The 22,995-nt window shown below is 73.6% G+C and carries 19 protein-coding genes and 1 other RNA gene; 18 read left to right on the top strand and 2 right to left on the bottom strand.

Going from position 1 to position 22,995, the window contains the following annotated elements; translation table 11 throughout:
* The first annotated feature begins 177 nt into the window (after nucleotides 1-177).
* The 5 genes from ftsX to ACFQ80_RS04230 all read left to right on the top strand — a co-directional run bounded on the left by ftsX (nucleotide 178) and on the right by ACFQ80_RS04230 (nucleotide 5,476).
* Complete coding sequence (gene ftsX / locus ACFQ80_RS04250; RefSeq protein ID WP_430549740.1) at nucleotides 178-1,089, top strand: permease-like cell division protein FtsX; 912 nt, start codon at nucleotides 178-180, stop codon at nucleotides 1,087-1,089.
* An 8-nt stretch (nucleotides 1,090-1,097) separates the two neighbouring features.
* Nucleotides 1,098-2,561, top strand: a complete 1,464-nt coding sequence (locus ACFQ80_RS04245) for a peptidoglycan DD-metalloendopeptidase family protein (RefSeq protein WP_430562670.1) — start codon at nucleotides 1,098-1,100, stop codon at nucleotides 2,559-2,561.
* A gap of 102 nt (nucleotides 2,562-2,663) precedes the next feature.
* Entirely contained in the window at nucleotides 2,664-3,164 is a 501-nt protein-coding gene (smpB, locus tag ACFQ80_RS04240; protein WP_429762444.1) for an SsrA-binding protein SmpB, read from the top strand.
* 130 nt (nucleotides 3,165-3,294) lie between these two features.
* Nucleotides 3,295-3,662, top strand: a transfer-messenger RNA (tmRNA) gene (gene ssrA, locus ACFQ80_RS04235).
* A 101-nt stretch (nucleotides 3,663-3,763) separates the two neighbouring features.
* Nucleotides 3,764-5,476 (top strand): beta-N-acetylhexosaminidase, encoded by a 1,713-nt coding sequence (locus tag ACFQ80_RS04230; protein WP_430562669.1) that lies wholly within the window; start codon nucleotides 3,764-3,766, stop codon nucleotides 5,474-5,476.
* A gap of 17 nt (nucleotides 5,477-5,493) precedes the next feature.
* Here ACFQ80_RS04230 and ACFQ80_RS04225 read toward each other — a convergent pair whose 3' ends face one another.
* Nucleotides 5,494-6,492, bottom strand: coding sequence for a DUF4349 domain-containing protein (locus ACFQ80_RS04225; RefSeq protein ID WP_430562668.1), 999 nt, complete (start codon nucleotides 6,490-6,492; stop codon nucleotides 5,494-5,496).
* A gap of 202 nt (nucleotides 6,493-6,694) precedes the next feature.
* On the opposite strand from ACFQ80_RS04225, the gene ACFQ80_RS04220 reads away from it, so the two are divergent.
* The 11 genes from ACFQ80_RS04220 (at nucleotide 6,695) to ACFQ80_RS04170 (ending at nucleotide 20,243) form a co-directional block, all read left to right on the top strand.
* Nucleotides 6,695-7,846: an ROK family protein gene (locus tag ACFQ80_RS04220; RefSeq protein WP_430549744.1), complete on the top strand. Its 1,152-nt coding sequence runs from the start codon at nucleotides 6,695-6,697 to the stop codon at nucleotides 7,844-7,846.
* Between the two features lie 85 nt (nucleotides 7,847-7,931).
* Nucleotides 7,932-9,281 carry an extracellular solute-binding protein gene (locus ACFQ80_RS04215; protein WP_430562667.1) on the top strand — a complete coding sequence of 450 codons (1,350 nt, stop codon included), beginning with the start codon at nucleotides 7,932-7,934 and terminating at the stop codon, nucleotides 9,279-9,281.
* Between the two features lie 109 nt (nucleotides 9,282-9,390).
* Nucleotides 9,391-10,320 carry a carbohydrate ABC transporter permease gene (locus tag ACFQ80_RS04210; RefSeq protein ID WP_430562666.1) on the top strand — a complete coding sequence of 310 codons (930 nt, stop codon included), beginning with the start codon at nucleotides 9,391-9,393 and terminating at the stop codon, nucleotides 10,318-10,320.
* The gene (locus tag ACFQ80_RS04205) at nucleotides 10,317-11,258 is read left to right on the top strand and encodes a carbohydrate ABC transporter permease (protein ID WP_430549746.1); all 942 of its coding nucleotides are present in this window, start codon (nucleotides 10,317-10,319) and stop codon (nucleotides 11,256-11,258) included. The genes ACFQ80_RS04210 and ACFQ80_RS04205 overlap by 4 nt, the downstream gene beginning before the upstream one ends.
* A 1-nt stretch (nucleotide 11,259) precedes the next feature.
* Nucleotides 11,260-12,276, top strand: a complete 1,017-nt coding sequence (locus ACFQ80_RS04200) for an ROK family protein (protein ID WP_430562665.1) — start codon at nucleotides 11,260-11,262, stop codon at nucleotides 12,274-12,276.
* Nucleotides 12,273-13,604: an extracellular solute-binding protein gene (locus ACFQ80_RS04195; protein WP_430562664.1), complete on the top strand. Its 1,332-nt coding sequence runs from the start codon at nucleotides 12,273-12,275 to the stop codon at nucleotides 13,602-13,604. Before ACFQ80_RS04200 ends, ACFQ80_RS04195 begins: the two co-directional genes overlap by 4 nt.
* A 114-nt stretch (nucleotides 13,605-13,718) precedes the next feature.
* Entirely contained in the window at nucleotides 13,719-14,501 is a 783-nt protein-coding gene (gene nagB, locus ACFQ80_RS04190) for a glucosamine-6-phosphate deaminase (protein WP_430562663.1), read from the top strand.
* 74 nt (nucleotides 14,502-14,575) lie between these two features.
* On the top strand, nucleotides 14,576-14,893 hold the full coding sequence (locus ACFQ80_RS04185) for a DUF3039 domain-containing protein (protein ID WP_380244530.1): 318 nt from the start codon (nucleotides 14,576-14,578) through the stop codon (nucleotides 14,891-14,893).
* An 89-nt stretch (nucleotides 14,894-14,982) separates the two neighbouring features.
* Nucleotides 14,983-16,764 (top strand): DEAD/DEAH box helicase, encoded by a 1,782-nt coding sequence (locus tag ACFQ80_RS04180; protein WP_430562717.1) that lies wholly within the window; start codon nucleotides 14,983-14,985, stop codon nucleotides 16,762-16,764.
* 76 nt (nucleotides 16,765-16,840) lie between these two features.
* Nucleotides 16,841-17,521 carry a TetR family transcriptional regulator gene (locus ACFQ80_RS04175; RefSeq protein WP_430562662.1) on the top strand — a complete coding sequence of 227 codons (681 nt, stop codon included), beginning with the start codon at nucleotides 16,841-16,843 and terminating at the stop codon, nucleotides 17,519-17,521.
* The gene (locus ACFQ80_RS04170; protein ID WP_430562661.1) at nucleotides 17,514-20,243 is read left to right on the top strand and encodes an MMPL family transporter; all 2,730 of its coding nucleotides are present in this window, start codon (nucleotides 17,514-17,516) and stop codon (nucleotides 20,241-20,243) included. Before ACFQ80_RS04175 ends, ACFQ80_RS04170 begins: the two co-directional genes overlap by 8 nt.
* On the opposite strand, the gene ACFQ80_RS04165 is transcribed toward ACFQ80_RS04170, so the two are convergent.
* Nucleotides 20,230-21,678 (bottom strand): nicotinate phosphoribosyltransferase, encoded by a 1,449-nt coding sequence (locus tag ACFQ80_RS04165; RefSeq protein WP_430549752.1) that lies wholly within the window; start codon nucleotides 21,676-21,678, stop codon nucleotides 20,230-20,232. The genes ACFQ80_RS04170 and ACFQ80_RS04165 overlap by 14 nt on opposite strands.
* Before the next feature lie 149 nt (nucleotides 21,679-21,827).
* On the opposite strand from ACFQ80_RS04165, the gene clpS reads away from it, so the two are divergent.
* Nucleotides 21,828-22,169, top strand: a complete 342-nt coding sequence (gene clpS / locus ACFQ80_RS04160) for an ATP-dependent Clp protease adapter ClpS (RefSeq protein WP_430562716.1) — start codon at nucleotides 21,828-21,830, stop codon at nucleotides 22,167-22,169.
* Nucleotides 22,166-22,876 carry a DUF2017 family protein gene (locus ACFQ80_RS04155; RefSeq protein ID WP_430562660.1) on the top strand — a complete coding sequence of 237 codons (711 nt, stop codon included), beginning with the start codon at nucleotides 22,166-22,168 and terminating at the stop codon, nucleotides 22,874-22,876. Before clpS ends, ACFQ80_RS04155 begins: the two co-directional genes overlap by 4 nt.
* The last annotated feature ends 119 nt before the right edge of the window (nucleotides 22,877-22,995 follow it).

The following is a 22,995-nucleotide window of genomic DNA, read 5'->3' as shown; positions in this document are numbered from 1 at the left end:
GGACCTCGAGGCCGAGCGGGCCGCCGAGGCGGCGGCCGCGAGGGCGGCCGCCCAGGAGCCCGAGGAGCCGGCCGCTCAGCCGCTGGTCCCGGAGCCGGCGGGCGCGTCCGCGGACGAGGTTGTGCAGCAGGTGCTGCGCGAGCACGAGCGCGTGCGCGCGGGACGGGAGGCCTGAGGGTGCGGCTCCAGTTCGTCCTCACCGAGGTCCTCCAGGGCCTGCGACGCAACCTGTCGATGGTGATCTCGGTCGTCCTCGTGACGTTCGTGTCCCTGACCTTCGTCGGCGCGGCGGCGCTGCTGCAGACACAGGTCACCAAGCTCAAGGGGGACTGGTACGACCTCGTCGAGGTGTCCGTCTTCCTCTGCCCGGACGGCTCCACCGCGCCGACGTGCGCCGACGGCGAGGCCACGAAGGAGCAGGTCGCCGGGCTCGAGGAGCTCATCGACACCGAGCTGTCCGACGTCGTCGCCGCCACCTACTTCGAGAGCAAGGCGGACGCCTTCGAGGCGTTCACGCAGCTCTACCCGGACGGCTACCAGGGCACCCAGCTCACCGAGGACGACATGCAGGCGTCGTTCCGGCTCAAGCTCGTCGACCCCGAGCAGTACCAGGTGGTCGACGACGTCCTCGAGGGCCGCGCGGGCGTCGAGGTCGTGGAGGACCAGCGCGAGGTGTTCGAGCCGTTGTTCCTCGCGCTCGGGCGGGCGTCGCTGCTGGCCGCGGGGCTCGCGGGCGTGATGCTCCTCGCGGCGGTGCTGCTCATCACGACGACGATCCGGCTCTCGGCCGTGTCGCGACGTCGTGAGACGGGCATCATGCGCCTGGTCGGCGCGTCGAACCTGTTCGTGCAGCTGCCGTTCATGCTGGAGGGCGCGATCGCCGCGCTGGTGGGCGCGCTGCTCGCCGTGGGCGGGCTCTGGCTCGCCGTGCAGTACCTGGTGACGGACTGGCTGCAGGACTCCGTCGACTGGGTGGCCTACGTGGACGTGGGCGACGTCCTGATCGTCGCGCCGCTGCTCATCGGGATCGCCGTGCTCCTGGCGGTGGTGTCGTCCGTGGTGACGCTCAACCGGTACACGAGGGTGTGAGATCGCAGATGACGACCCTGAGGATGTCCCCCGGCGTCGGCCGGCGCGCGCTCGGCGGGCTCGTGGCCGCCGTCCTGGTGCTGGGCGGCGCGACGACGTCGGCGACCGTGTCCGCCGGGGTGTCGGCACGCACGGCGGCCGCGGACGACATCGACGACCAGCGGGCCGCCGCGGAGGCGAAGCAGCGCGCGAAGGAACGCGAGCGCGACGGCCTGCAGGAGGAGCTCGAGGACACCAACGCCAAGTACCGCCAGGCGGTGCTGGACCTCAACGAGGTCGAGGGCCGGCTCCCGGTGGCGCAGGCCGAGCTCGCGGCCGCCGAGGCGGCGCTCGAGGAGGCGCGGCGCAAGGCCGCGATCCTCGCGCAGCGGTTGTCCGACGCCGAGGCCGAGGAGGCCGCCGTCGCCGGACAGATCGAGGCCGGCAAGGGCAAGGTCGACGCGGCGCGCGCCGACGTCGTGCAGATGGCGCGCCAGGCGTACCGCAACGGGGACGACACGAGCACCCTCGGCATCGTCACCGGAGCGCAGTCCACCGAGGACTTCCTCGAGGAGTTCGCGGTGTCGTCGTCGGCGGCGCGCAGCCAGGCGCGCACCCTGACCGACCTGCAGGACGCCGAGGCGGTGGCCCGCAACCAGCAGGCGCGCCTCGACGCCATCCGGTCCGCGATCGAGGATCTCAAGCGCGAGGCCGACGCCAACGTGGTGGCCGCGGAGAAGGCTCAGCGGCAGGCGGCGGACCGCAAGGCCGAGGTCGAGCGCCTCATCTCCAAGCAGCGCAAGCTCAAGGCGTCGATCGAGGCGCAGAAGGCGAACGCCCTCGAGGAGCTCAAGGCGAACGAGCAGGCGCAGCAGAGCCTCGAGGCGCAGCTCAAGGACATCATCGCCAAGCAGAAGGCCCGCGACGCCCGGCTCGCCGAGGAGCGTCGCAAGGCCGAGGAGGCGGAGCGCAAGAGGCAGGCGGCCGCCGAGCGGCGGAGCAACAGCGGCGGCGGTGGGGGCGGCGGCTCCAGCAGCGGCGGCGGCTCCGGCGGAGGCGGCGGTGGCGGCGGTGGCTCGTCGTCGTCCGGCCCGTTCCTCGGCTGGCCGACGAACTACCACGTCGTCACCAGCTCCTACGGGATGCGTTTCCACCCGACCCTGCACTACTGGCGGCTGCACGCCGGCACGGACATCCGCACGTACTGCGGCACGCCGATCTACGCGGCGCAGAGCGGGTACGTCGAGCAGGCGCACTACACGTCCGGCGGCGGCAACAACGTGCTCATCAACCACGGCGCGTACAAGGGCCGCAACGTGATGTCCCGCTACCTGCACCTGACGTACGACACCGTGAGCGTGGGCGAGAAGGTCAGCAAGGGCGAGATCATCGGCTACTCCGGGTCGACCGGGACCTCGGCCGCGTGCCACCTGCACTTCGAGGTCTACGTCAACGGCAGCACCACGGACCCGATGGGCGGCTGGCTGAACTGACACCCCGGGTGTGTTCGCAGGGCGCGGAAAAGCCCTGGCCGTGACGGGGGGCTCCCGTATCCTGGGTCGTCGCGAGACCGCGCGAACCGGGAGGAGGAGACCATGTCCAACAAGGCCAAGGGCGCCAAGAAGAAGCAGGGCGACCCGCGCACGATCGTGGCGAACAACAAGAAGGCCCGCCACGACTACGTGATCGAGGACGTGGTCGAGGCCGGGATCGTGCTGTCCGGCACCGAGGTCAAGGCGCTGCGCATGGGGCGCGCGTCGCTGCTCGACGGGTACGCGGCGATCGACAACGGCGAGGCCTGGCTCGAGAACGTGCACATCCCCGAGTACTTCCAGGGCACCTGGAACAACCACGCCCCGCGGCGCAAGCGCAAGCTGCTGCTGCACCGCGAGGAGATCGACCGGCTGGGCGTGAAGTCCCGGGAGAAGGGGCACACCCTCGTCCCGCTGAGCCTGTACTTCCTGGACGGGCGCGCCAAGGTCGAGATCGCGCTGGCGCGCGGCAAGAAGGAGTACGACAAGCGGCAGACGCTGCGCGAGCAGCAGGACATGCGCGAGGCGCAGCGCGCCATCCGGCACCAGGAGCTGCTGGGCTGAGGCGTCCCCGTCCCGGCGCGGCCTGCGGAAATAAGGGCGCGCCCGCGGTGGTTGATCCACTAGACTGGACGACGTCGGCACGGGTTCCCCGTGGCCGGCGGGGTCGGCAGACCCGGTTGACAAATGCACAGGGGCTGATCGGTTTCGACGGTGGTCGTGCTTCGAGGAGAAGCGGGCCGAGGATGCAGGCTCATCTCGTGAACGCTTGCCTGCAAACCTATAGGTGCCGATAACAAGCGCACCGACTTCGCCCTCGCCGCCTGAGCGAGCTCCGAAGTCCGTGAGCCCGGGATTGCTCTCGACCCGGTAGCTCACGTCATCTAGAGAGCCACTGCTCGTCGCCCTCGTCACCGGGGCGGCGGGGACACCTAGGTGACTGGGCCCGTCCGCACCTTGTCTGCGTGAGTGCGGGGGCCGAGAAAATCACAGCAGACTGCGCCCGGAGAAGTCCTCGAATAGCGCCACCGGACCCGGGTTCGATTCCCGGCAGCTCCACCCCTGCGAAGGCGGGCCACCCTCGGTGGCCCGCCTTTCGTGCGTCCCGGCCCGAGCGGAGAGGCCCATTGCTTCGGAGCCCGAACATTTTCTAGGGTGGCCGGATGCCGTACGCCGCCGACGTCGTCCCCGCCCCTGTGTCCCTCCGCGCCGACGGAGAGGTGCTCGCTCTGCGCGACGGTGCCCGGGTCGCCGCCGACCCGGACCTGCGCGCCGCCGCCCGGTGGTGGAGGCGGGTCGGCGAGGACGCGTTCGGGCTCGATCTCGTGCCGGTCGGACGCGGCGCTGCGGACGACGAGGACGCCGACGTGACCTTCGCGCTGGACCGGCTCGTCCCCGCCGGGGGCTACCGGCTGGCCGTCACCGACGGCGGCGGTCGCGCGGTCGTCCACGTCGCCGCGGGTGACGCCGCGGGAGCGCACGCGGCCGCGCAGACGCTGCGGCAGCTGGCCGGCCCGCAGGCGTTCCGCCGCGCCGGTCACGCGCCGCTCGCGCTGCCGGTCGTGACCGTCGACGACGCCCCGCGGTTCGGCTGGCGCGGCGTGCTGCTCGACGTGGCCCGGCACTTCCTGCCGAAGGCGGACGTGCTGCGGTTCGTCGACCTCGCCGCCGCCCACCACCTCAACGTGCTGCAGCTCCACCTCACCGACGACCAGGGCTGGCGGATCGAGGTGGAGCGGTACCCGCGGCTCACGGAGGTCGGGTCGTGGCGGCGCGAGTCCGGCGTCGGGACCTGGCGCGCCGAGCGGTACGACGGGCGCCCGCACGGCGGCTACTACACGCGCGACGACCTGCGGGAGATCGTGGCCTACGCGCGCGAGCGCGGCGTCACCGTGGTGCCCGAGATCGGCTCGCCCGGCCACGTCCAGGCTCTGCTCACCGCCTACCCGGAGCTGGCCGCGCGCCCCGGCGCGCACGAGGTGCGCACCACCTGGGGCATCAGCGAGGACGTGATCGACCCGTCGGACGCCGCGGTCGACTTCTTCACGGGGGTCCTGGACGAGGTGATCGAGGTCTTCGACGCGCCGTTCGTCTCGCTCGGCGGGGACGAGGTGCCCACGACGGCGTGGCGCGAGCGTCCCGACATCGTGGCGCGTGCCGCCGCGCTCGGCCTGGTCGGCCCCGACGGGGAGGGCGACGTGGCGCGGCTGCACGGGTGGTTCCTCGCGCGGCTCGCCGCGCACCTGCGCTCGAAGGGCCGCCGCGCCGTCGTGTGGGACGAGGCCTTCGGGCCCGATCTGCCGCGGGACGTCGTCGTCACCTGCTGGCGGGGGCACGCCGTGGCCGCGGACGCCCTCGCGGCCGGGCACGACGTCGTCATGGCCCCCGAGCAGGAGGTGTACCTCGACCACCGCGCCGCCGAGGGCGTCGACGAGCCCGTGCCCGTGGGCTTCGTGCGCACGGTTGCCGACGTGCGGGCGTTCGAGCCCCTGCCGGCCGGGCTGCTGGAGGCGCGACCCGAGCTGGCCGGCGACCTGCCGGGCACGGTGCTGGGGGCCCAGGCGCAGGTCTGGAGCGAGCACCTCGACTCGGCGCGCCGGGTCGACTACGCGGCCTTCCCGCGCCTCGTCGCGTTCGCGGAGGCGGTGTGGAACCCCGCGGCTCCGGGGTTCGAGGAGCGTCTGCGGGGCGGTCACCTCGCCCGCCTCGACGCCGCGGGCGTCGAGTACCGTCCGCTCGACGGGCCGCGGCCCTGGCAGCGCCGCCCGGGGGTCGCGGGGTGGCCTCGCGATCTCGCCGCCGAGCGCGCGAGCGCCGGCTGGGCCGGGATGGGCGGCTGGGTCGAGGGGCGTGACGGCGCGGAGCCGGGGGAGTAGCGGCGAGGGCCGACCGGTCAGCGGCCGGCCGGCACCGGCTCGGGGGCCTCGTCGGGCGCGGCGGGGCGCGGGGCGTCCGGGCCGTCGGCGTCGTCGTCCGGGCCGTCCGAGGGGTCGTCGCCCGCGCCCGGGCGGGCGCGCCCCCGCAGCCAGCGGTAGCCGAGGTAGCCGAGCCCGCCCAGCGCGAGCCACGGGAGCAGCACGCCCAGCACGAGCACGACCGTCTGGATCGTCGTGACGAGGGCGCCCCAGCCCGAGGCGAGGCCTCCGAGGAACCCACCGCGCGACTGCGCGGCGGCGACGGGCTCGGGCACGATCTCGACGTCGAGCGTCGACATCGCCACCTGGTCGGACAGGCGCTGGCGCTGCGCGGTGAGCGCGTCGAGGTCGGCCTGGCGTTCGGACAGCTCCTGCTCCACCTGGAGCAGGTCCTCCGTGCTGCCGGCGGCCTTCATGAGGTCGCGCAGCCGGTCCGTCGACGTGGTCAGCGCGGCGATGCGGGCGTCGAGGTCCTGCCCCTCGCCGGTGACGTCGGTGCTGTCCATGTCGACGCTCTCGACCGTGCCGAGCGTGTCCAGGGCCTCGACGGCGCCGGTCATCCGGTCGGAGGGCAGCCGCACGGTCAGCGACGCCGACCCCGCCGAGTCGTCGGTGGCAGCCGTCTCGGAGCGTCGCTCGACGCGACCGCCGGCCTGCTCGACCAGCCGCGCGAGCTTCGTCGCGGCCGCCGCGGGGTCGTCGGCGACGACGGTCGCGCGGCCGGTGGTGACGATCTCGCGCGCCGCGGCCGCGCCGGGCTCCGCGGCGCTCTCCGCGACGGAGGAACCGTCCGCCGCCTGCTCGGCGCTGCCGACGTCCGCGGCCGCGCCGGCGCTGTCGGCCTCCACCGCGGAGGACCCACCGCCCGAGTCGGCCCCGCCCGAGGAGCACGCCGTGACGACCAGCAGGAGCGTCGCCGCCAGAGCCGTGCGGAGCGGTGCACGGCGGGTCCGGGCCTGGCGCGGGGTGGCGGGCATGGCTCAGAGCGTAGGGGGCGGCGGGTTCGCGCCCGGCCTGCTCCGCACGATCGTGACCCGACCGTGCCGAGACCGTGACCTAGGGCGATGTCGTCCGGTCGCCGATCCGCCGCCGTCGGCGCGTCACGATCCGATCACGCCTTCCCGTGGGCCGGGGATCGCGGATTGACAGAGGGCTAGTTAAGACGCTGTACTAACAAACATGTCCACGCCGACGACGCGCACAGCACGACGAGGTCTGGGTGCCGGCCTGCGAGCCACCTCCAAGGTGCTCCCCGAGCACGCCCGGGCGCACAACCGCTCCCTGGTGCTCCAGCACCTGTTCCACGAGGGGCCGACCTCCAGGGCCGACCTGGCCCGGGCCACCTCCCTGACCCGCGTGACCATCTCCGACCTGGTGAACGTCCTCCTCGCCGAGGGGCTCGTCGAGGAGCTGGGCGTGCAGCCCGGCCGGCGGGTCGGCAAGCCCGCGATCCTCGTGGGGATGCGGACCGACGCCTACCAGATCGTGGCGGTCGACCTGTCGGACGACGCCGTCATGCGCGGCGCGGTCATGACCCTCACGGGCGAGGCCGTCGTGCGCCGCTCCCTGCCGGTGGCGGGGCACGTCGGCGACACGCTCGTGGACCTGCTCACGCGCTTCGCGCGCACCCTGATCTCCGCCGCGACCCGCCCCGTCATCGGCGTGGGCGTCGGCTCGCCCGGCGTCGTGGACGACTCCGGCCGCGTCGTCGAGGCGCCCAACCGGCAGTGGACCGACCTGCCGCTGGCCGCGATCCTCACCGACCGGCTGGCCCTGCCGGTGCACGTGGCCAACGACGCGAACTCCGCCGCCCTCGGCGAGTACACCTACGGCGGCGCCTCCGACTCCATGCTCGTGCTGACGGTCGGGCAGGGCGTGGGAGCCGGGGTGATGGTCGACGGCTCGCGGGTGCACGGCTCCGCCGACGCCGCGGGCGAGCTCGGGCACGTCACGGTCGTGGACGACGGCGAGCTCTGCGCCTGCGGCCGTCACGGCTGCCTGGAGACCGTGCTCGCCGCCCCGGCGCTCCGCCGCGCCGTCGCGGGGCTGGACCCCGCCGCCGCGGACGAGGCGCTCGCCGGCGTGGGCCGCACCCTCGGCGTCGCCCTCGCGCCCGTCGTGGGCGCCCTGAACCTCGGCGAGGTGCTGCTCAGCGGCCCCGCCGACCTGCTCGACGGCGCGCTGCGCACCGCCGCCCTGCAGACCCTGACGGACCGCACGATGCCGGCCACGGCCGCCGGGCTGCGGTTGCGGATGGCCACGCTCGACGAGGACGTCGTCCTCGCCGGTGCGGCCGTCCTGGTGCTGGCCGCCCAGCTCGGCGTCTCCTGACCCCGACGAAGGACCTGCACCCGCGGCGCCGTCCCCGGCGCCGCGGTGCTCGGATCGACCCCAGAAAGATCGAGAGGAATCCCCAGTGAAGAGGACCCGTGTGGTCGCCACCGGCGTGGCGACGAGCCTGACCCTGGCGCTCGCGCTCGCCGCGTGCGCGCCCGCCGACGACGAGGGGACCGGCGAGACCGGCGGCACCCCCGAGGCCGGCGACATCACCCTGTGGCTCGCCGGTGCCGACACCAACGACGACCTGCGCAAGTACCTGGTCGACACGTTCGCCGAGGAGAACCCCGGCTCGACGCTGACGATCGAGGAGCAGGACTGGACCGACCTGGTCACCAAGCTCACGACCGCGCTGCCCGACGCCGCGAACACCCCGGACGTCGTGGAGATCGGCAACACGCAGGCGCCGACGTTCACCTACGCGGGCGCGTTCCGCGAGATCTCGCCGGAGCTGTACGACGAGCTGGGCGGCGACAAGCTGCTGCAGTCGTTCGTCGACGCGGGCTCGATCGACGAGGCCAAGTACGCGCTGCCCTACTACTACGGCTCGCGCTACATGTTCTACCGCAAGGACATCTGGCAGAAGGCCGGCCTCGAGGTGCCCAAGACGCTGGAGGAGTTCGGCGACTCCGTCAAGGAGCTCACCTCCAAGAAGCAGTCCGGGTTCGCGATGGGCGGGCAGGACTGGCGCAACGGCATCTCCTGGGTCTTCGCGAACGACGGCGAGCTCGCCGTCAAGGACGGCGACCAGTGGACCTCCACGCTGTCCGACCCGAACACGGTCAAGGGCCTCGAGCAGTGGCAGGACGTCTTCGAGAACGCGTCGAACCTGCCGGCGACGGCCAAGGACGAGGCGTACTGGGACTTCATCAACGACGGCACCGACGGCGAGGCGCCCGAGGGCGCGACCATCATGGCGCCGGGCTGGGCCCGCTGGTCCATCGGCGACCTCACGAAGGGTGACGACGGCAAGGAGGTGCGCGACGGCATGGCGGACGACAAGAAGTTCGACATCTTCGCGCTGCCGGGCGTCGACGGCGGCGTGGCCCCCGTGTTCGCCGGCGGCTCGAACGTCGCGGTGTCCGCGAAGTCGCAGCACCCGGAGCTCGCGGAGAACCTGCTGCGGATCATCTACTCGGACGAGTACCAGACGATGCTCGCCAAGGCGGGCCTGGGGCCGGCCAACACGGACTTCAACAAGCTCATGACCGTGGACGCCGACGGCAACCCGGACAAGTTCGGCGAGGTCACCGTGGAGACCGCCGAGGCGTCGAAGCTCACCCCCGCCGCACCCGGCTGGGCCGCCGTGGAGGGCGCCTCGGTCTACGAGGAGCTCTTCCAGAAGATCGCCGAGGGCGGTGACGTGACGGCACTCGCCAAGCAGTACGACGAGAAGCTCACGCCGATGCTCAACGGCCAGGCGGGCTGACCCCCTTCAGCCCCCACCCCTGACGGGCGGAGCGGTGCCACGTCGCTGGTCCCCCCCACCAGCTCCACCGCTCCGCCCGTCATCCACGACCACCGGGAAGGAGGACCGCATGACCACCGCGACACCCGCGTCCACCATCGCGATCCGCCGTCGGCGCCAGCCGGCCACCCCTTACCTCCTGCTGCTCCCCGCGGTGCTGATCCTGCTCGTCGGTCTCGGGTACCCCGTGTACTGGCAGGTCGTGACCTCGCTGCAGGAATACGGGATGATGCAGCAGTTCGGCGCGCCCCCCACCTTCGCCGGGCTGGACAACTACGCGCGGATCTTCTCCGACGACCGGCTCTGGACCGTCGTGGGACGTTCGATCCTCTTCTGCCTCGTGAACGCGTTCCTCACGGTGGCGATCGGCCTCGGGCTGGCGCTGCTGATAAAGGCCGTGCACGCCGCCGTGCGCATCACGCTGCAGATCGTGCTCCTGCTGGCCTGGGCGACCCCGCTCGTGGCCGCGGTGACCGTCTTCCGGTGGCTCTTCGACTACCGCTCCGGCGTCGTCAACTGGCTGCTCGTGCAGATCGGCCTCGACCAGTACCAGGGTTACGCCTGGCTCGCGCAGCCGCTGACGTTCTTCGTCGTCGCGACCCTGGTCATCGTGTGGATGTCGGTGCCGTTCGTGGCGATGTCGCTGTACGCCGGCCTCACGCAGGTCTCCGAGGAGGTCCTCGAGGCCGCGCGGCTCGACGGCGCGCGGCCCGCGCAGATCCTGCGCCACATCCTGCTGCCGCTGGTGCGCCCGGTGCTCGCCATCGTGCTGCTGCTGCAGATCATCTGGGACCTGCGGGTGTTCGCGCAGATCCGCCTGCTGCAGGACGCCGGCGCCCCGATCTCCGAGACGAACCTGCTGGGCAACTTCATCTACGAGCTCGGCATCGGCAGCCAGGACTTCTCCGGCGCTGCCGCCGTCTCGATCTTCGTCCTGCTGCTCACGGTGCTGCTCGCCGCGCCGTACGTGCGCAGCCTCATGAAGGAGGACGCCGCGTGAGCGCCGCGACCGAGACCGGGACCGAGACTGCGCGGCCCGCCGCCACGCCCGTCGTGCGCGACGCCGGCCAGGCGGTGCGCCGCCCCCGACCGCGGGTCGGCAAGATCCTGCTGGGCGTCCTGGGCATCGTCCTGTCCCTCGTGTGGGCGTTCCCCGTCTACTGGATGCTGCTGTCGGCCGTCACCCCGGCCGCGCGCCTCAAGGCGAGCACGCCGAGCTTCCTGCCCACCCACTTCACGCTCGCGAACTTCACCAGCGTCCTGACGGGCTCCGGCTTCGGCGGTGCCCTGCGCATGAGCCTGATGATCACGGGTGTGACGATCGTGCTCGTCCTCGCGTTCGCGTTCCTCGCCGCGCTGGCCATCAGCCGCTGGCGCTTCCGCGGCCGCACGAGCTTCGTCCTGGCCGTGCTGTTCATCCAGATGCTGCCCGCCGAGGGCCTGTTCATCGCGCAGTACAAGATGCTCTCGACGGTGGGGGCGAGCACGCCCGTGCTCGGCCTCAACTCGGTGCTCGGCATCTCGATCCTGTACACGGCGATGCTGGTGCCGTTCACGATCTGGATGCTGCGGGGCTTCGTCGCCGGCATCCCGGCCGAGCTCGAGGAGGCGGCCATGGTCGACGGCCTCTCGCGGACCAAGGCGTTCCTGCGGATCACGTTCCCGCTGCTCGCGCCGGGCCTCGTCGCCTCGGGCGTGTACGCGTTCCTGCAGGCGTGGAACGAGTTCACGACGGCGCTCGTGATCCTGCCCGCCGAGGACCGGCAGACGCTGCCGATCTGGCTGCGCAGCTTCCTGTCGGCGTCGGCGAACCGCGGCATCGACTGGGGCGAGGTCATGGCGGCCTCGACCCTCATCGCGGTGCCGGTGATCGTCTTCTTCCTCTTCGTGCAGGGCCGGATGACGTCCGGGCTGGTCTCCGGGGCGGTGAAGGGCTGACGTGGACGACGCCACACCCCTGAACCCCCTGAACCCGCCGGGCCGCACAGGCCCCACGGTCGGGCTCGACATCGGCGGCACCAAGACCCTCGCCGTCCTGCTGGACGCTGCCGGCGCCACCGTGGCGCAGGCCCGGCTGGCCACCGAGCGCGGCCCGGCAGGGGTCGTCGCGGGCGCGGCCCGCGCCGTGCGCGGCGTCGCGCGGCAGGCCGGCGTCGACGTCGCGGACGTCGTCGGCGTGGGCGTGGGCATGCCCGGCCTCGTCGACCCGGCCGCCGGGACCGTGCGGCACGCGGTGAACGTGGGCGTGGACGCCTCGCCGCTGGCGCTCGCCCGGCTGCTGGGCGACGAGCTCGGCGGCATCCCCGTCGGGCTGGAGAACGACCTCAACGTGGCGGCGCTCGGTGCCGCGCACCTGGAGGCGGCCGCGGCGGGCACGCCGCGGGCGCGGGTCGACCTGGCGTTCCTCGCGCTCGGCACCGGCCTGGCCGCGGGCCTCGTGCTCGACGGCGAGCTGCGGCGCGGCTTCGGCGGCGCGGCCGGCGAGATCGGGCACGTCCCGGTGGACCCGTCGGGCCCCGTGTGCCCGTGCGGGCAGCGCGGCTGCCTCGAGCTGTACGCGTCCGGGACGGCCGTCGCCCGGCTGTGGCCGGCCCGGACCGGCCGCCCCGCGCCGGTGGAGCTGTTCGAGGCGGCCGAGCGCGGCGTCCCCGGGGCGGTCGAGGCGCGCGACGTCTACGCCTCCGCCGTGGCGGCGGCCGTACGCATGCTGGTCCTCACGGTCGACGTGCGGCACGTGGTGCTCGGCGGCGGCGTCGCGCAGCTCGGGGAGCCGCTCCTCGACGCGGTGCGCGCCGCGCTGGTCCGCGAGTCGCGGGACTCCGGGTTCCTCAGCTCGCTGCGCCTCGCGGACCGCGTCCGGCTCGCCCCGGGCCGCGTGCCCGTGGGCGCCGTCGGCGCCGCCGTCGTGGGACGGACGGTCGCCGGCCGTGCCCCGCTGAACGGGGTGGCGTCGTGACCGCGCGCCGGGCCGGGTCCCTGACCGGTGCCGTGACCGCGGGCCTGCTCACGGTCGCGCTGACCGGTTGCTCCGCGCTCGGCACGGGGGCGGAGCCCGTGGCGCCGGACACGGACCTCACGATGTGGCTGGTCGGCGAGGACACCACGCCCGAGCTCCGCGAGTACCTCGTGCAGAAGTTCGAGGACGAGCACCCGGGCGCGACCCTCACGATCGAGCAGCAGGAGTGGGGCGACCTCGTCGCCAACCTCACGGAGGCGCTGGAGGACCCGGCGACCACGCCGGACGTCGTCGAGATCGGCAACACGCAGTCGCCGACGTTCACCACCACGGGTGCGTTCCGCGAGATCTCGCCGGAGCTGTACGACGAGCTGGGCGGCGACAAGCTGCTGCAGTCGTTCGTCGACGCGGGGTCGGTGGACGGCCGCCACTACGCGCTGCCGTACTACTTCGGCTCGCGGTACGTCTTCTACCGCAAGGACGTGTGGGGCGCGGCGGGGCTCGAGAAGCCGTCGACGCTGGCCGAGTTCGGCGAGTCCGTCAAGGCGCTCACGGACGACGACCACGCCGGGTTCGCGATGGGCGGCCAGGACTGGCGCAACGGCATCTCCTGGGTGTTCGCCGCCGGCGGGGACCTCGCGGTGAAGGAGGGCGACGGCTGGGTCTCGACCCTGTCCGACCCGAAGACCGTCGAGGGCCTCGAGATGTGGCAGGACGTGTACGAGAACGCGTCGTACCTGCCGTCCACGGAGAAGGACGTCGAGTACTGGGACTTCCTCAACGACGGCGTCGAGGAGGCGCCGCCCGCCGCCGCCACGATCATGGCTCCCGCGTGGGCGCGGTGGTCGATCGGCCACCTCGTGCGCAACGACGAGGGCGAGCTGGTGCGCGACGGGATGAAGGACACCGACACGTTCGGCATCTTCGCCCTGCCCGGTCTGGACGGCGGCCTCGCCCCCGTCTTCGCGGGCGGCTCGAACATCGCGGTCTCGGCCACGTCGCCGAGCCCCGAGCTGGCCGAGGACGTGCTGCGCGTCGTCTTCTCCGACGAGTACCAGGAGAAGCTCGCCGCGGCCGGGCTCGGGCCCGCGAACGAGGACGCCCAGGAGCTCATGAAGGGCGACAGGTACGGCCGCCTCATGGTCCGCACGGCCGCCGCGTCGAAGCTCACCCCGCCTGCGCCCGGGTGGGCCTCGATCGAGGACGCCGGGGTGTACGAGGACCTGTTCGGCCGCATCGCCGACGGCGGTGACGTCGCGACCCTCGCGCAGGAGTTCGACGCCCGCCTCACGCCGATGCTCAACGCGCCCGCGGCGGCCGAGGACTGACCCGTCCGCGTGGAGCGGCGCGGACCACGCACGATGCCGGCACGATGACGGCACGATGACGGCACGACGACGGGATGATGGACCGGATCCCGTACCCGAGAGACTGGAGCCCCCATGGAAGTCGTGATCGCCCCCGCCGAGGAGCTGGCCGTGCTGGCGGCCGACGCGATCGAGGCGTTGTTGCGGCGCAACCCGGCCACCGTGCTGGGGCTGGCGACGGGGTCGAGCCCGCTGAAGGTGTACGACGAGCTCGCGCGTCGCCACCGCGAGGACGGGCTGTCGTTCGCCGACGCCCGGGGCTTCATGCTGGACGAGTACGTGGGCCTGGACGCGGCGCACCCGCAGCGGTACCGCAACGTGATCGAGACGGAGATCGCCTCGCGGGTCGAGTGGCCGGCGGACCAGGTGTCCGGGCCCGACGGGCTGGCGCAGGACATCCCGGCGGCGTGCGCGGCCTATGAGGCGGCGATCACCGACGCGGGCGGGGTGGACCTGCAGCTCCTGGGGATCGGCACGGACGGGCACATCGCGTTCAACGAGCCGGGCTCGTCGCTCGCGTCGCGCACGCGGATCAAGACGTTGACGGCGCAGACGCGGGTGGACAACGCGCGGTTCTTCGGCGACGACGTGGACCAGGTGCCCACCCACTGCCTCACCCAGGGGCTGGGCACGATCATGGCCGCACGGCACCTGGTGCTGCTGGCCACGGGCCGGCAGAAGGCCGAGGCGGTGCACCAGCTCGTGGAGGGTCCGATCTCCGCGATGTGGCCGGGCACGGTGATGCAGCTGCACCCGCACGCGACGGTGCTGGTCGACGACGCGGCGGCCTCCCGGCTGCAGCTCGGGGACTACTACCGCCAGACGTTCGCGTCCAAGCCCGACTGGCAGGGCCTGTGATCCGTGCCCGGATCCGCGGCACGAGGGCCGGCGAGGCGGGGGAGCGTCGGGGGGTGGGTCGTAGACTGCCCGGCATGAGCGATCCCCTCTCCACCCCGCCCGCCGACCCCTCGCAGGACACCGGGGCCGGCACCAGCGTGCTGGAGCGCCCCGACACCCGCGAGCAGGCTGCGGAGCCGGGCGACCACGAGCGCTTCGCGCACTACGTGCGCAAGGAGAAGATCATGGAGTCGGCCCTGTCGGGCAAGCCCGTGATCGCGCTCTGCGGCAAGGTGTGGGTGCCGGGTCGTGACCCGTCGAAGTTCCCGGTGTGCCCGGTCTGCAAGGAGATCTACGACGGCCTCCGCGACCCGCAGGACGGCGAGGGCGGCGAGGGCGACTCCGGCAAGTGAGCGCGCAGCCGCTGAACGAGCCCGAGTCCACCCCCGATCACGACGGTTTCGACCTCTTCGCCGCGGCTGCGGAACCGGCGGCCAAGCCGCTGCCGCAGTCGCCGTCGTCGTCGGCGGCGTCCCACCTCAGCCCGGCGTTCCCGCGCCGCGCGCCGTGGGGCACCGCGTCCAACCTGCGTGCCTGGCAGGCCGAGGCGCTCGAGCTGTACCGCAGGCGTGACCCGCGCGACTTCCTCGCCGTCGCGACCCCCGGCGCCGGCAAGACGACGTTCGCGCTGCGCGTCGCCACCGAGCTGCTCGAGGCGGGCGTCGTGCGCCGCGTGACCGTCGTCGCGCCCACCGAGCACCTCAAGCACCAGTGGGCGGACGCCGCCGCGCGCGTCGGCATCCGCATCGACCCCTCCTTCAAGAACAGCCAGGGTCGGCACGGCTCGCACTACGACGGCGTCGCCCTCACGTACGCCCAGGTCGCCGCCAAGCCGGCCCTGCACCGCGCGCGCACCGATGCGGCGCGCACCCTCGTCATCCTCGACGAGGTGCACCACGGCGGAGACGCGCTGAGCTGGGGCGAGGCCGTCCGGGAGGCGTTCGAGGACGCGACCAAGCGCCTCGCCCTGACGGGCACGCCCTTCCGGTCGGACACGGCGCCGATCCCGTTCGTCACGTACGAGGAGGACCGCGAGGGCATCCGCCGCTCCAAGGCGGACTACACCTACGGCTACGGCGACGCGCTGCGCGACCACGTCGTGCGTCCGGTGCTGTTCATGACGTACTCGGGCAACATGCGCTGGCGCACGAAGGCGGGCGACGAGGTCAGCGCACGCCTCGGCGAGGCGATGACGAAGGACATGCACGCCCAGGCCTGGCGCACCGCGCTGGACCCGAACGGCGAGTGGATCCCGTCCGTCCTCGCGGGCGCGGACAAGCGGCTCACCGAGATGCGTCGTGCCGTCCCCGACGCCGGCGGCCTGGTCATCGCGACGGACCAGACGGACGCCCGCGCGTACGCCGGCCACCTCGCCCGGCTCACCGGCCAGAGCCCGACCGTCGTCCTGTCGGACGACGACGGCGCGAGCGCCCGCATCGACGAGTTCGCGCAGGGCGACTCGCGCTGGATGGTCGCCGTGCGGATGGTGTCCGAGGGCGTGGACGTACCGCGGCTCGCCGTCGGCGTCTACGCCACGAGCACCTCGACGCCCCTGTTCTTCGCGCAGGCCGTGGGCCGGTTCGTGCGCGCCCGCAAGCGCGGCGAGACGGCGTCGGTCTTCCTGCCGAGCGTGCCGCTGCTGCTCGAGCTGGCCAACGGCATGGAGCTCGAGCGCGACCACGCGCTCGACCGCCCGAAGACGGCCGAGGAGCAGGGGATCGAGTACGACCCCGAGGCCGCGCTGCTCGCGGCGGCGAACAAGGAGGAGAAGGCGTCGGGGGAGCTCCTCGGCTCCTTCGAGGCGCTCGAGGCGCAGGCCTCGTTCGACCGGGTGCTGTTCGACGGCGGCGAGTTCGGCACGGGGGCGGACGTCGGTTCCGCCGAGGAGCTGGACTTCCTCGGCCTGCCGGGCCTCCTCGAGGCGGACCAGGTCACCACCCTGCTGCGGCAGCGGCAGGCGCAGCAGGTGCGCGGGCGGGGCGGCGCCACGGCGTCGGAGGCGGCGCTCGAGCAGTCGGAGGCCGAGCACCGCCGCGCCGCCGACCTGCGCAAGGAGCTGTCCAAGCTGGTGTCCGCCTGGGCGCGCAAGAGCAGCACGCCGCACGGCTCCGTGCACAACGAGCTGCGTCGCCGGTGCGGCGGGCCCGAGGTGCCGCTGGCCACCGCCGACCAGCTCACCGCCCGCGTCGAGATGGTGCGCGGCTGGTTCGTCGGACGACGCTGAGCGACGCCGGGAGCAGGGCGCACCTCACAGTGCACTCAGTGCATTGATGCACTGAGTGCACTGTAGGGTCCGAGTCGTGCCCCCGCCGACCGCGAACCCCGCACCCGACCCCACGCCGGACCGCAGGGCCGCCGCCAAGGCGCGCATCCGCCGGGCGATCGTCGACGGTGCCGCGGCTCTCATGGACGAGACCGGTGGCCTCGCCTTCTCGGTCGACGACCTCGCGTCCCGGGCCGACGTGGCCCGCCGCACCGTCTTCAACCACTTCGAGTCGCTCGACGACGTGATCGCCGCGGTCGCCGCCGACGCGTTCGCGAGCATCCACGAGGCCCTCGTCGCCGCGCCCGTCCCCGCGCAGGCCGGAGCGCCGCTCGCGGCCGTGCGTGCGGACCTGGTCGCCGCCGTCCGCCGGGCCGACCTGGTCGGCCCGATGGCGTCGCTCGCGCGAGGGCTCGGCCTGCCGGCCGAGGCGGCAGTCCCTCCGCACCAGACGGTGCTGATCCTGCGCGCGGTGGCCGACGTCGGGCTGTCGCTGACCGCCGACCTGCGCCGCCGCCACCCGGGTGTCGACCCCGTCGACGTCGAGCTCGAGGTCGCCCGCGTCACCAGCGGCCTCGTCGTGCTCAGCCACCACTGGTACACCACCACCGGTGGCGCCACCGGCCACCGCGCACGCGCGGTCTGGTCCGACCTGATCCTCCGGCTCGACGCTGCGCCGGCAGCCCCCACGCACGCTCCGGAAGGACATCATGGCTGAGCTGCTCTACCGCCTCGGACGCTTCGCGTCCCGGCGCACCAAGACCGTGTTCGCCGCATGGATCGCCGTCCTCGCGCTCGCCGGTGCGGGGTTCGCCGCCGGGGCCGGGACGCTGAGCGACAGCTTCACGATCCCCGGCACGCCGACGCAGGAGGTCACCGACCACCTCGCCGACGAGCTGCCCGAGGCCGCGGGCGGGGCCGGGACGGTCGTGCTGAGCACGGACGACGGCGCGGAGTTCACCGCCGACCAGGAGAAGGCCCTGGGCGAGGTCCTCACCGGGGTGACCGATCTCGACGGCGTCCAGGGTGCCGTCGACCCGTTCACCACCGAGGCGGACCGGCAGGAGCAGGCCGACCAGCTCGCCGACGGCGAGCAGCAGATCGCGGACGGGCGCGACCGGCTCGCGGCCGGCCGGGACCGGCTCGCGGCGGGTCAGCAGCAGCTCGACGACGCCCGCGCCCAGCTCGAGGCCGGTCAGGACCAGCTCGACGACGCCCGCGCCCAGCTCGAGGCCGGTCAGGACCAGCTCGACGACGCCCGTGCGCAGGCGGAGGCCGCCGGCCAGGTCGAGCTCGCCGCCCCGCAGCTCGACGCCCGGCAGGAGCAGCTCGACGCCGGCCTCGCAGAGCTCGGCACGCAGCAGGACACCCTCGACGAGAAGGCTGCGGAGCTCGAGGACGGCGCCGCCGAGCTCGACGAGCAGGCCGCCCGGCTCGACCAGGGCAAGGAGCTGCTCGAGCTCGCCTCGGGGATCACGCTGGTGTCCGACGACGGCTCCACCGCCGTGGCCACGGTGATGTTCACCGACGACCTGATGTCCGTCCCCCAGGAGACCAAGGACGCCGTCATCGGCGCCATCGAGGACGGGGTGGCGGACGTCGACGGGGTGGGCGTGGAGCTCGGGTCCGACATCGCGCAGGAGACGCCGTCGGTCGTGGGTCCGGGCGAGGTCGTCGGCCTCGTCGTCGCGGCCGTCGTGCTCGTCATCATGCTCGGCACCTTCATCGGCGCGGGCCTGCCGCTGCTCACCGCGCTCGTCGGCGTCGGGGTCGCGGCGATGGGCGCCCTGGCGTTCTCGGGCGTCGTGCAGATGTCGTCCGTGACGCCGGTGCTCGGCCTCATGCTCGGCCTCGCCGTCGGCATCGACTACGCGCTGTTCATCGTCAACCGCCATCGCCACCAGCTCAAGGACGGGTACGAGGTCCGCGAGTCGGTGGCGCTCGCCAACGGCACGTCGGGCAACGCCGTCGTGTTCGCAGGCGCGACGGTGGTCATCGCCCTGCTCGCGCTGAACGTCACCGGCATCCCGTTCCTCGGCCTCATGGGCACCGTCGGCGCGGCCTCGGTCGCGGTCGCCGTGCTGGTCGCGGTGACGCTCACCCCGGCGCTGCTGTCGGCCATCGGCATGCGGATCCTCAGCCGCAAGGAGCGGGCGCGCCTGGCGGCGTCCGACCCGTCGGACGGCAGGGCCACGCACGCGCACGACGCCGGACACGCGGCGGCGCGGTCCCCGAAGCCGGTGAAGCCGATGCGGACCTCCGTCGCGGTGGGCCGTGTGGTGCTCGGCGTCGCGATGCTCGGCGTCGTCGCCGTCCCGGCGCTCGACCTGCGGACCAACCTGCCGGACGGGTCCTCGGCCCCCGAGGACTCCACGTCCTACGCGGCGTACACGACGGTCGCCGACAAGTTCGGCGCCGGTGTGAACGGGCCGCTGCTCGTGGTCGCGGACGTTCCGGACGCGGTCACCGAGGACACGGAGGTCGCGACCCAGCTCGCGCTCGCCCAGCAGCTCGCCGCGCAGGACGACGTCGTCGCGGTCGCGCCGGCGGGGACGTCGGAGGACGGCTGGACGCTCGCGTTCCAGGTGGTGCCGGCCGAGGGGCCGACGAGCGCGTCCACCGAGCAGCTCGTGCACACCCTGCGCGGCCTGTCCCCGCTCGCCGTCGACGTGCAGGGCGCGGGCGACGCGTCCGTGACGGGCGATGTCCAGATCGGCGTCGCCGGGGCGGCGTCGGGCAACATCGACATCTCGGAGAAGCTGTCCGACGCGTTGCCGCTCTACCTCGGCGTGGTCATCGGGCTGTCGTTGCTGATCCTCGTCGTCGTGTTCCGGTCGATCCTGGTGCCGGTCATCGCGACCCTCGGGTTCGTGCTGTCGTACTTCGCGGCCCTCGGCGGCGTCGTGGCCATCTACCAGTGGGGCTGGCTCGCCGACGTCTTCGGGGTCCACCAGCCCGGGCCGATCCTCAACTTCCTGCCCACGATCCTCGTCGGCATCCTCTTCGGCCTGGCCATGGACTACATGCTGTTCCTCGGCTCGGGCATGCGGGAGGCGTACGCCCACGGCGCGCCCGCGCGCCTCGCCGTCGCGCAGGGCTTCCGCGCCGGCCGCTCGGTGGTCACGGCGGCGGCGATCATCATGATCTCCGTGTTCGGCGGGTTCGTCTTCGCCGAGGACGCGATGATCCGGTCGATCGGTTTCGCGCTCGCGTTCGGCGTCCTCGTGGACGCGTTCGTCGTGCGGATGCTCGTGGTTCCGGCGCTCATGCACCTGCTGGGCGACGCCGCGTGGTGGCTGCCGCGCCGGCTGGACCGCATCCTGCCGGACGTGGACGTCGAGGGCGCCTCGCTCGAGCGTCGGCACCCGCACGTCGCGCAGGGCGAGTCGGAGGACGGCGACCGGGAGCCGGCCCCCGCGTCGGCCGTCAGCCGAGACTGAGCTCGACCGTCGGGATCGCGGGGTCGCCGGCCGAGAGCCGGCGGCCGCCGCGCGGCAGCTCCGCGCGGGCCTGGAGGTGGTGGCGGGCCGCGTTCTGCACGCCGTAGGCGCCCACCCAGCGCGAGTCGACGGCGCCGTCCACGACGAGCGGCACGAGGAGGCTGCGCAGGTCGGGGCGCTCGCCGTCGGCGGGCTCGTCGGTCTGCTCCCCGTGCAGGGAGCCGCCGTCCTCGGGGGACCAGGCCACGACCAGGTCGTCCGGACCCGTGACGAGGACTTCTTCGACGGCGCGCCCGTCGGGCCCGTAGCGGCGCGCCGCACCCTTGCGGCCGCCCTGGCTCGTCTTGTGCGCGGACGCCTTCGCCACGGGCTGCAGCACGCCGGAGGGGTCGGCGCGGGCGACGAGCTTGTAGACCATGCCGCAGGTGGGTGCGCCGGAGCCGGTGACGAGCGACGTCCCGACGCCGTAGACGTCCACGGGCATCGCCGCGAGCCCGGCGATCGCGTGCTCGTCGAGGTCGGACGTCACGACGATCTTCGTGCCGGTGGCCCCCAGGTCGTCGAGCTGGCGTCGCACCTCGACGGCGAGGACGCCGAGGTCGCCCGAGTCGAGGCGGACCGCGCCGAGCGACGTGCCGCCCGCGGCGATCGCGTTCTCGACGCCGCGCCGCACGTCGTAGGTGTCGACCAGCAGGGTGGTGCCCGACCCGAGCGACGCGATCTGCGAGTCGAAGGCCGAGCGCTCGTCGTCGTGCAGGAGCGTGAACGCGTGCGCCGCGGTGCCGATGGTGTCGAGCCCGTACCGCATGCCCGCCTCGAGGTTCGACGTGCCCGTGAAGCCGCCGACGACGGCGGCGCGCGCGGCTGCGACGGCGGCCTGCTCGTGGGCGCGCCGGGAGCCCATCTCGAGCACCGGGCGGTCCACGGCGGCGCTGGTCATCCGCGACGCGGCGGACGCGATGGCCGAGTCGTAGTTGAGGATCGACAGGATCAGCGTCTCGAGCAGCACCGCCTCGGCGAACGTGCCCTCGACCTGCAGCACCGGCGAGCCCGGGAAGAAGATCTCGCCCTCCGCGTAGCCCTGGATCGACCCCGTGAAGCGGTAGCCGCGCAGGAAGTCGAGGGTCCGGTCGTCGACGACGCCGGCGCGTTCGAGGTACGCGAGCTCGGCGTCGCCGAATCGGAAGTGGGCGAGCGCCTCGAGGATGCGTCCCGTGCCCGCGAGCACGCCGTACCGCCGGCCGGCGGGCAGCCTCCGCGTGAACACCTCGAAGACGCAGTGCCGGTGCGCGGTGCCGTCCGCGAGGGCCGCCTGCAGCATCGTCAGCTCGTACCGGTCGGTGAGGAGGGCGACCGAGGGGCGGACGGACGGGAGCGGGGCGGCCGGCACGGCCTGCAGCGACGGGGCGGCGCCGCCCCGGGGCTCGTCGGTCATGGGGACACGGTAGGGCTCCTGCGCTGGTCCGGCAGGGCGAGGCCCGCCAGTCGGACGGTCGACGACCGCCGGTCGGCTGTGCCTAGGGTGGGCGGGTGAACGGGCAGACGACGACGCGCGCGGCGATCTCCGCGACGACGGCCGCGAGGATTGCCGTGACGACGGCAGCCGCGGCGACCGAGGTGGAGCGCGAGACGCGGTCCGACGCGGCGACGGCCGTCGCGGACCCGTGGGTGACGATCGTGTGGAACGACCCGGTGAACCTCATGTCGTACGTGAGCTACGTCTTCGAGAGCTACTTCGGCTACCCGCCGGCGAAGGCGCAGAAGCTGATGCTGCAGGTGCACCACGACGGGCGCGCCGTCGTGTCGTCGGGCCCGCGCGAGCGGATGGAGGTGGACGTGCAGGCGATGCACGGGTTCGGGCTGTGGGCCACGCTGCGGCAGTCGGGCTCGTCCGACGGCGGTACGACCGACGGAGGCGCGGCATGACGCCGTTCCGGTCCGCGCCGGCGGGCTACGTCGCCCGGTGGGACGACGTCGAGCGCGAGGTGCTCGGGCGGGTCGCGCGGGACGTCGCCGAGCTGGTGCGCGCGGAGTCGGGGCTGGAGCCGGGCATCGAGGTCGGCGACGGCGTCGCGTTCACCGGCGTCGCACGGGTGCCGCAGGACCCGGCGGTACAGCGCCTGCTGCCCGACGCGCACCAGGAGGATGCCGACGTCGCCGCCGAGTTCCGGCACCTGACGCAGACGGACCTGGCGGCCGGGAAGGTGGCCCGCCTCGTCGCGTTCGCCGACGCGATCGACTCCCCGGACGTGCTCCCGGACGACCCGCGGGACGGGGCGGAGCTCGTCGTGCCGCGCGAGTCGGCGCAGGACTTCGCGGGCGCGCTGACCGACGTGCGGCTCGTCCTCGCCGAGCGGCTGGGGCTAGTCGACGACGCGGACGTCGAGTCCCTGCACGACGACGTCCTGGCCGGCATCGACGACGACACCGAGGACGACGAGACCGACGACGCCGACGACGACCCGGACGACGCCGACGACGCCCCGGACGAGTACGCCGGCTGGGAGCGGGTCGGGCTGTCCGGCCGGGAGCGGCGGTACTGGGGCGGGGTGTTCGTGGCCGCGGGGTTCGCGCAGGAGTCGCTGGTCGACGAGATGCTCGCGGACCTGAGGGCCGGGCGCGCGCGGGACTGACCGCGCGACGCCGGCCGCGTCGGCGTGACGGCCGGCGCGTCACCGCAGGCCGGGGCGTCGCTGTGGCGGGCGCCACGCCGTGTCGCCGCTCACTCCCCGGGGTCGTGACGGTCCGTCGC

Origin of the sequence: Isoptericola sp. NPDC056578, from assembly GCF_042793275.1 — a bacterium.
Lineage (GTDB): Bacteria > Actinomycetota > Actinomycetes > Actinomycetales > Cellulomonadaceae > Isoptericola.
Note: the sequence above shows the minus strand (reverse complement) of the source record. Positions and strands in the feature narration are given on the sequence as shown.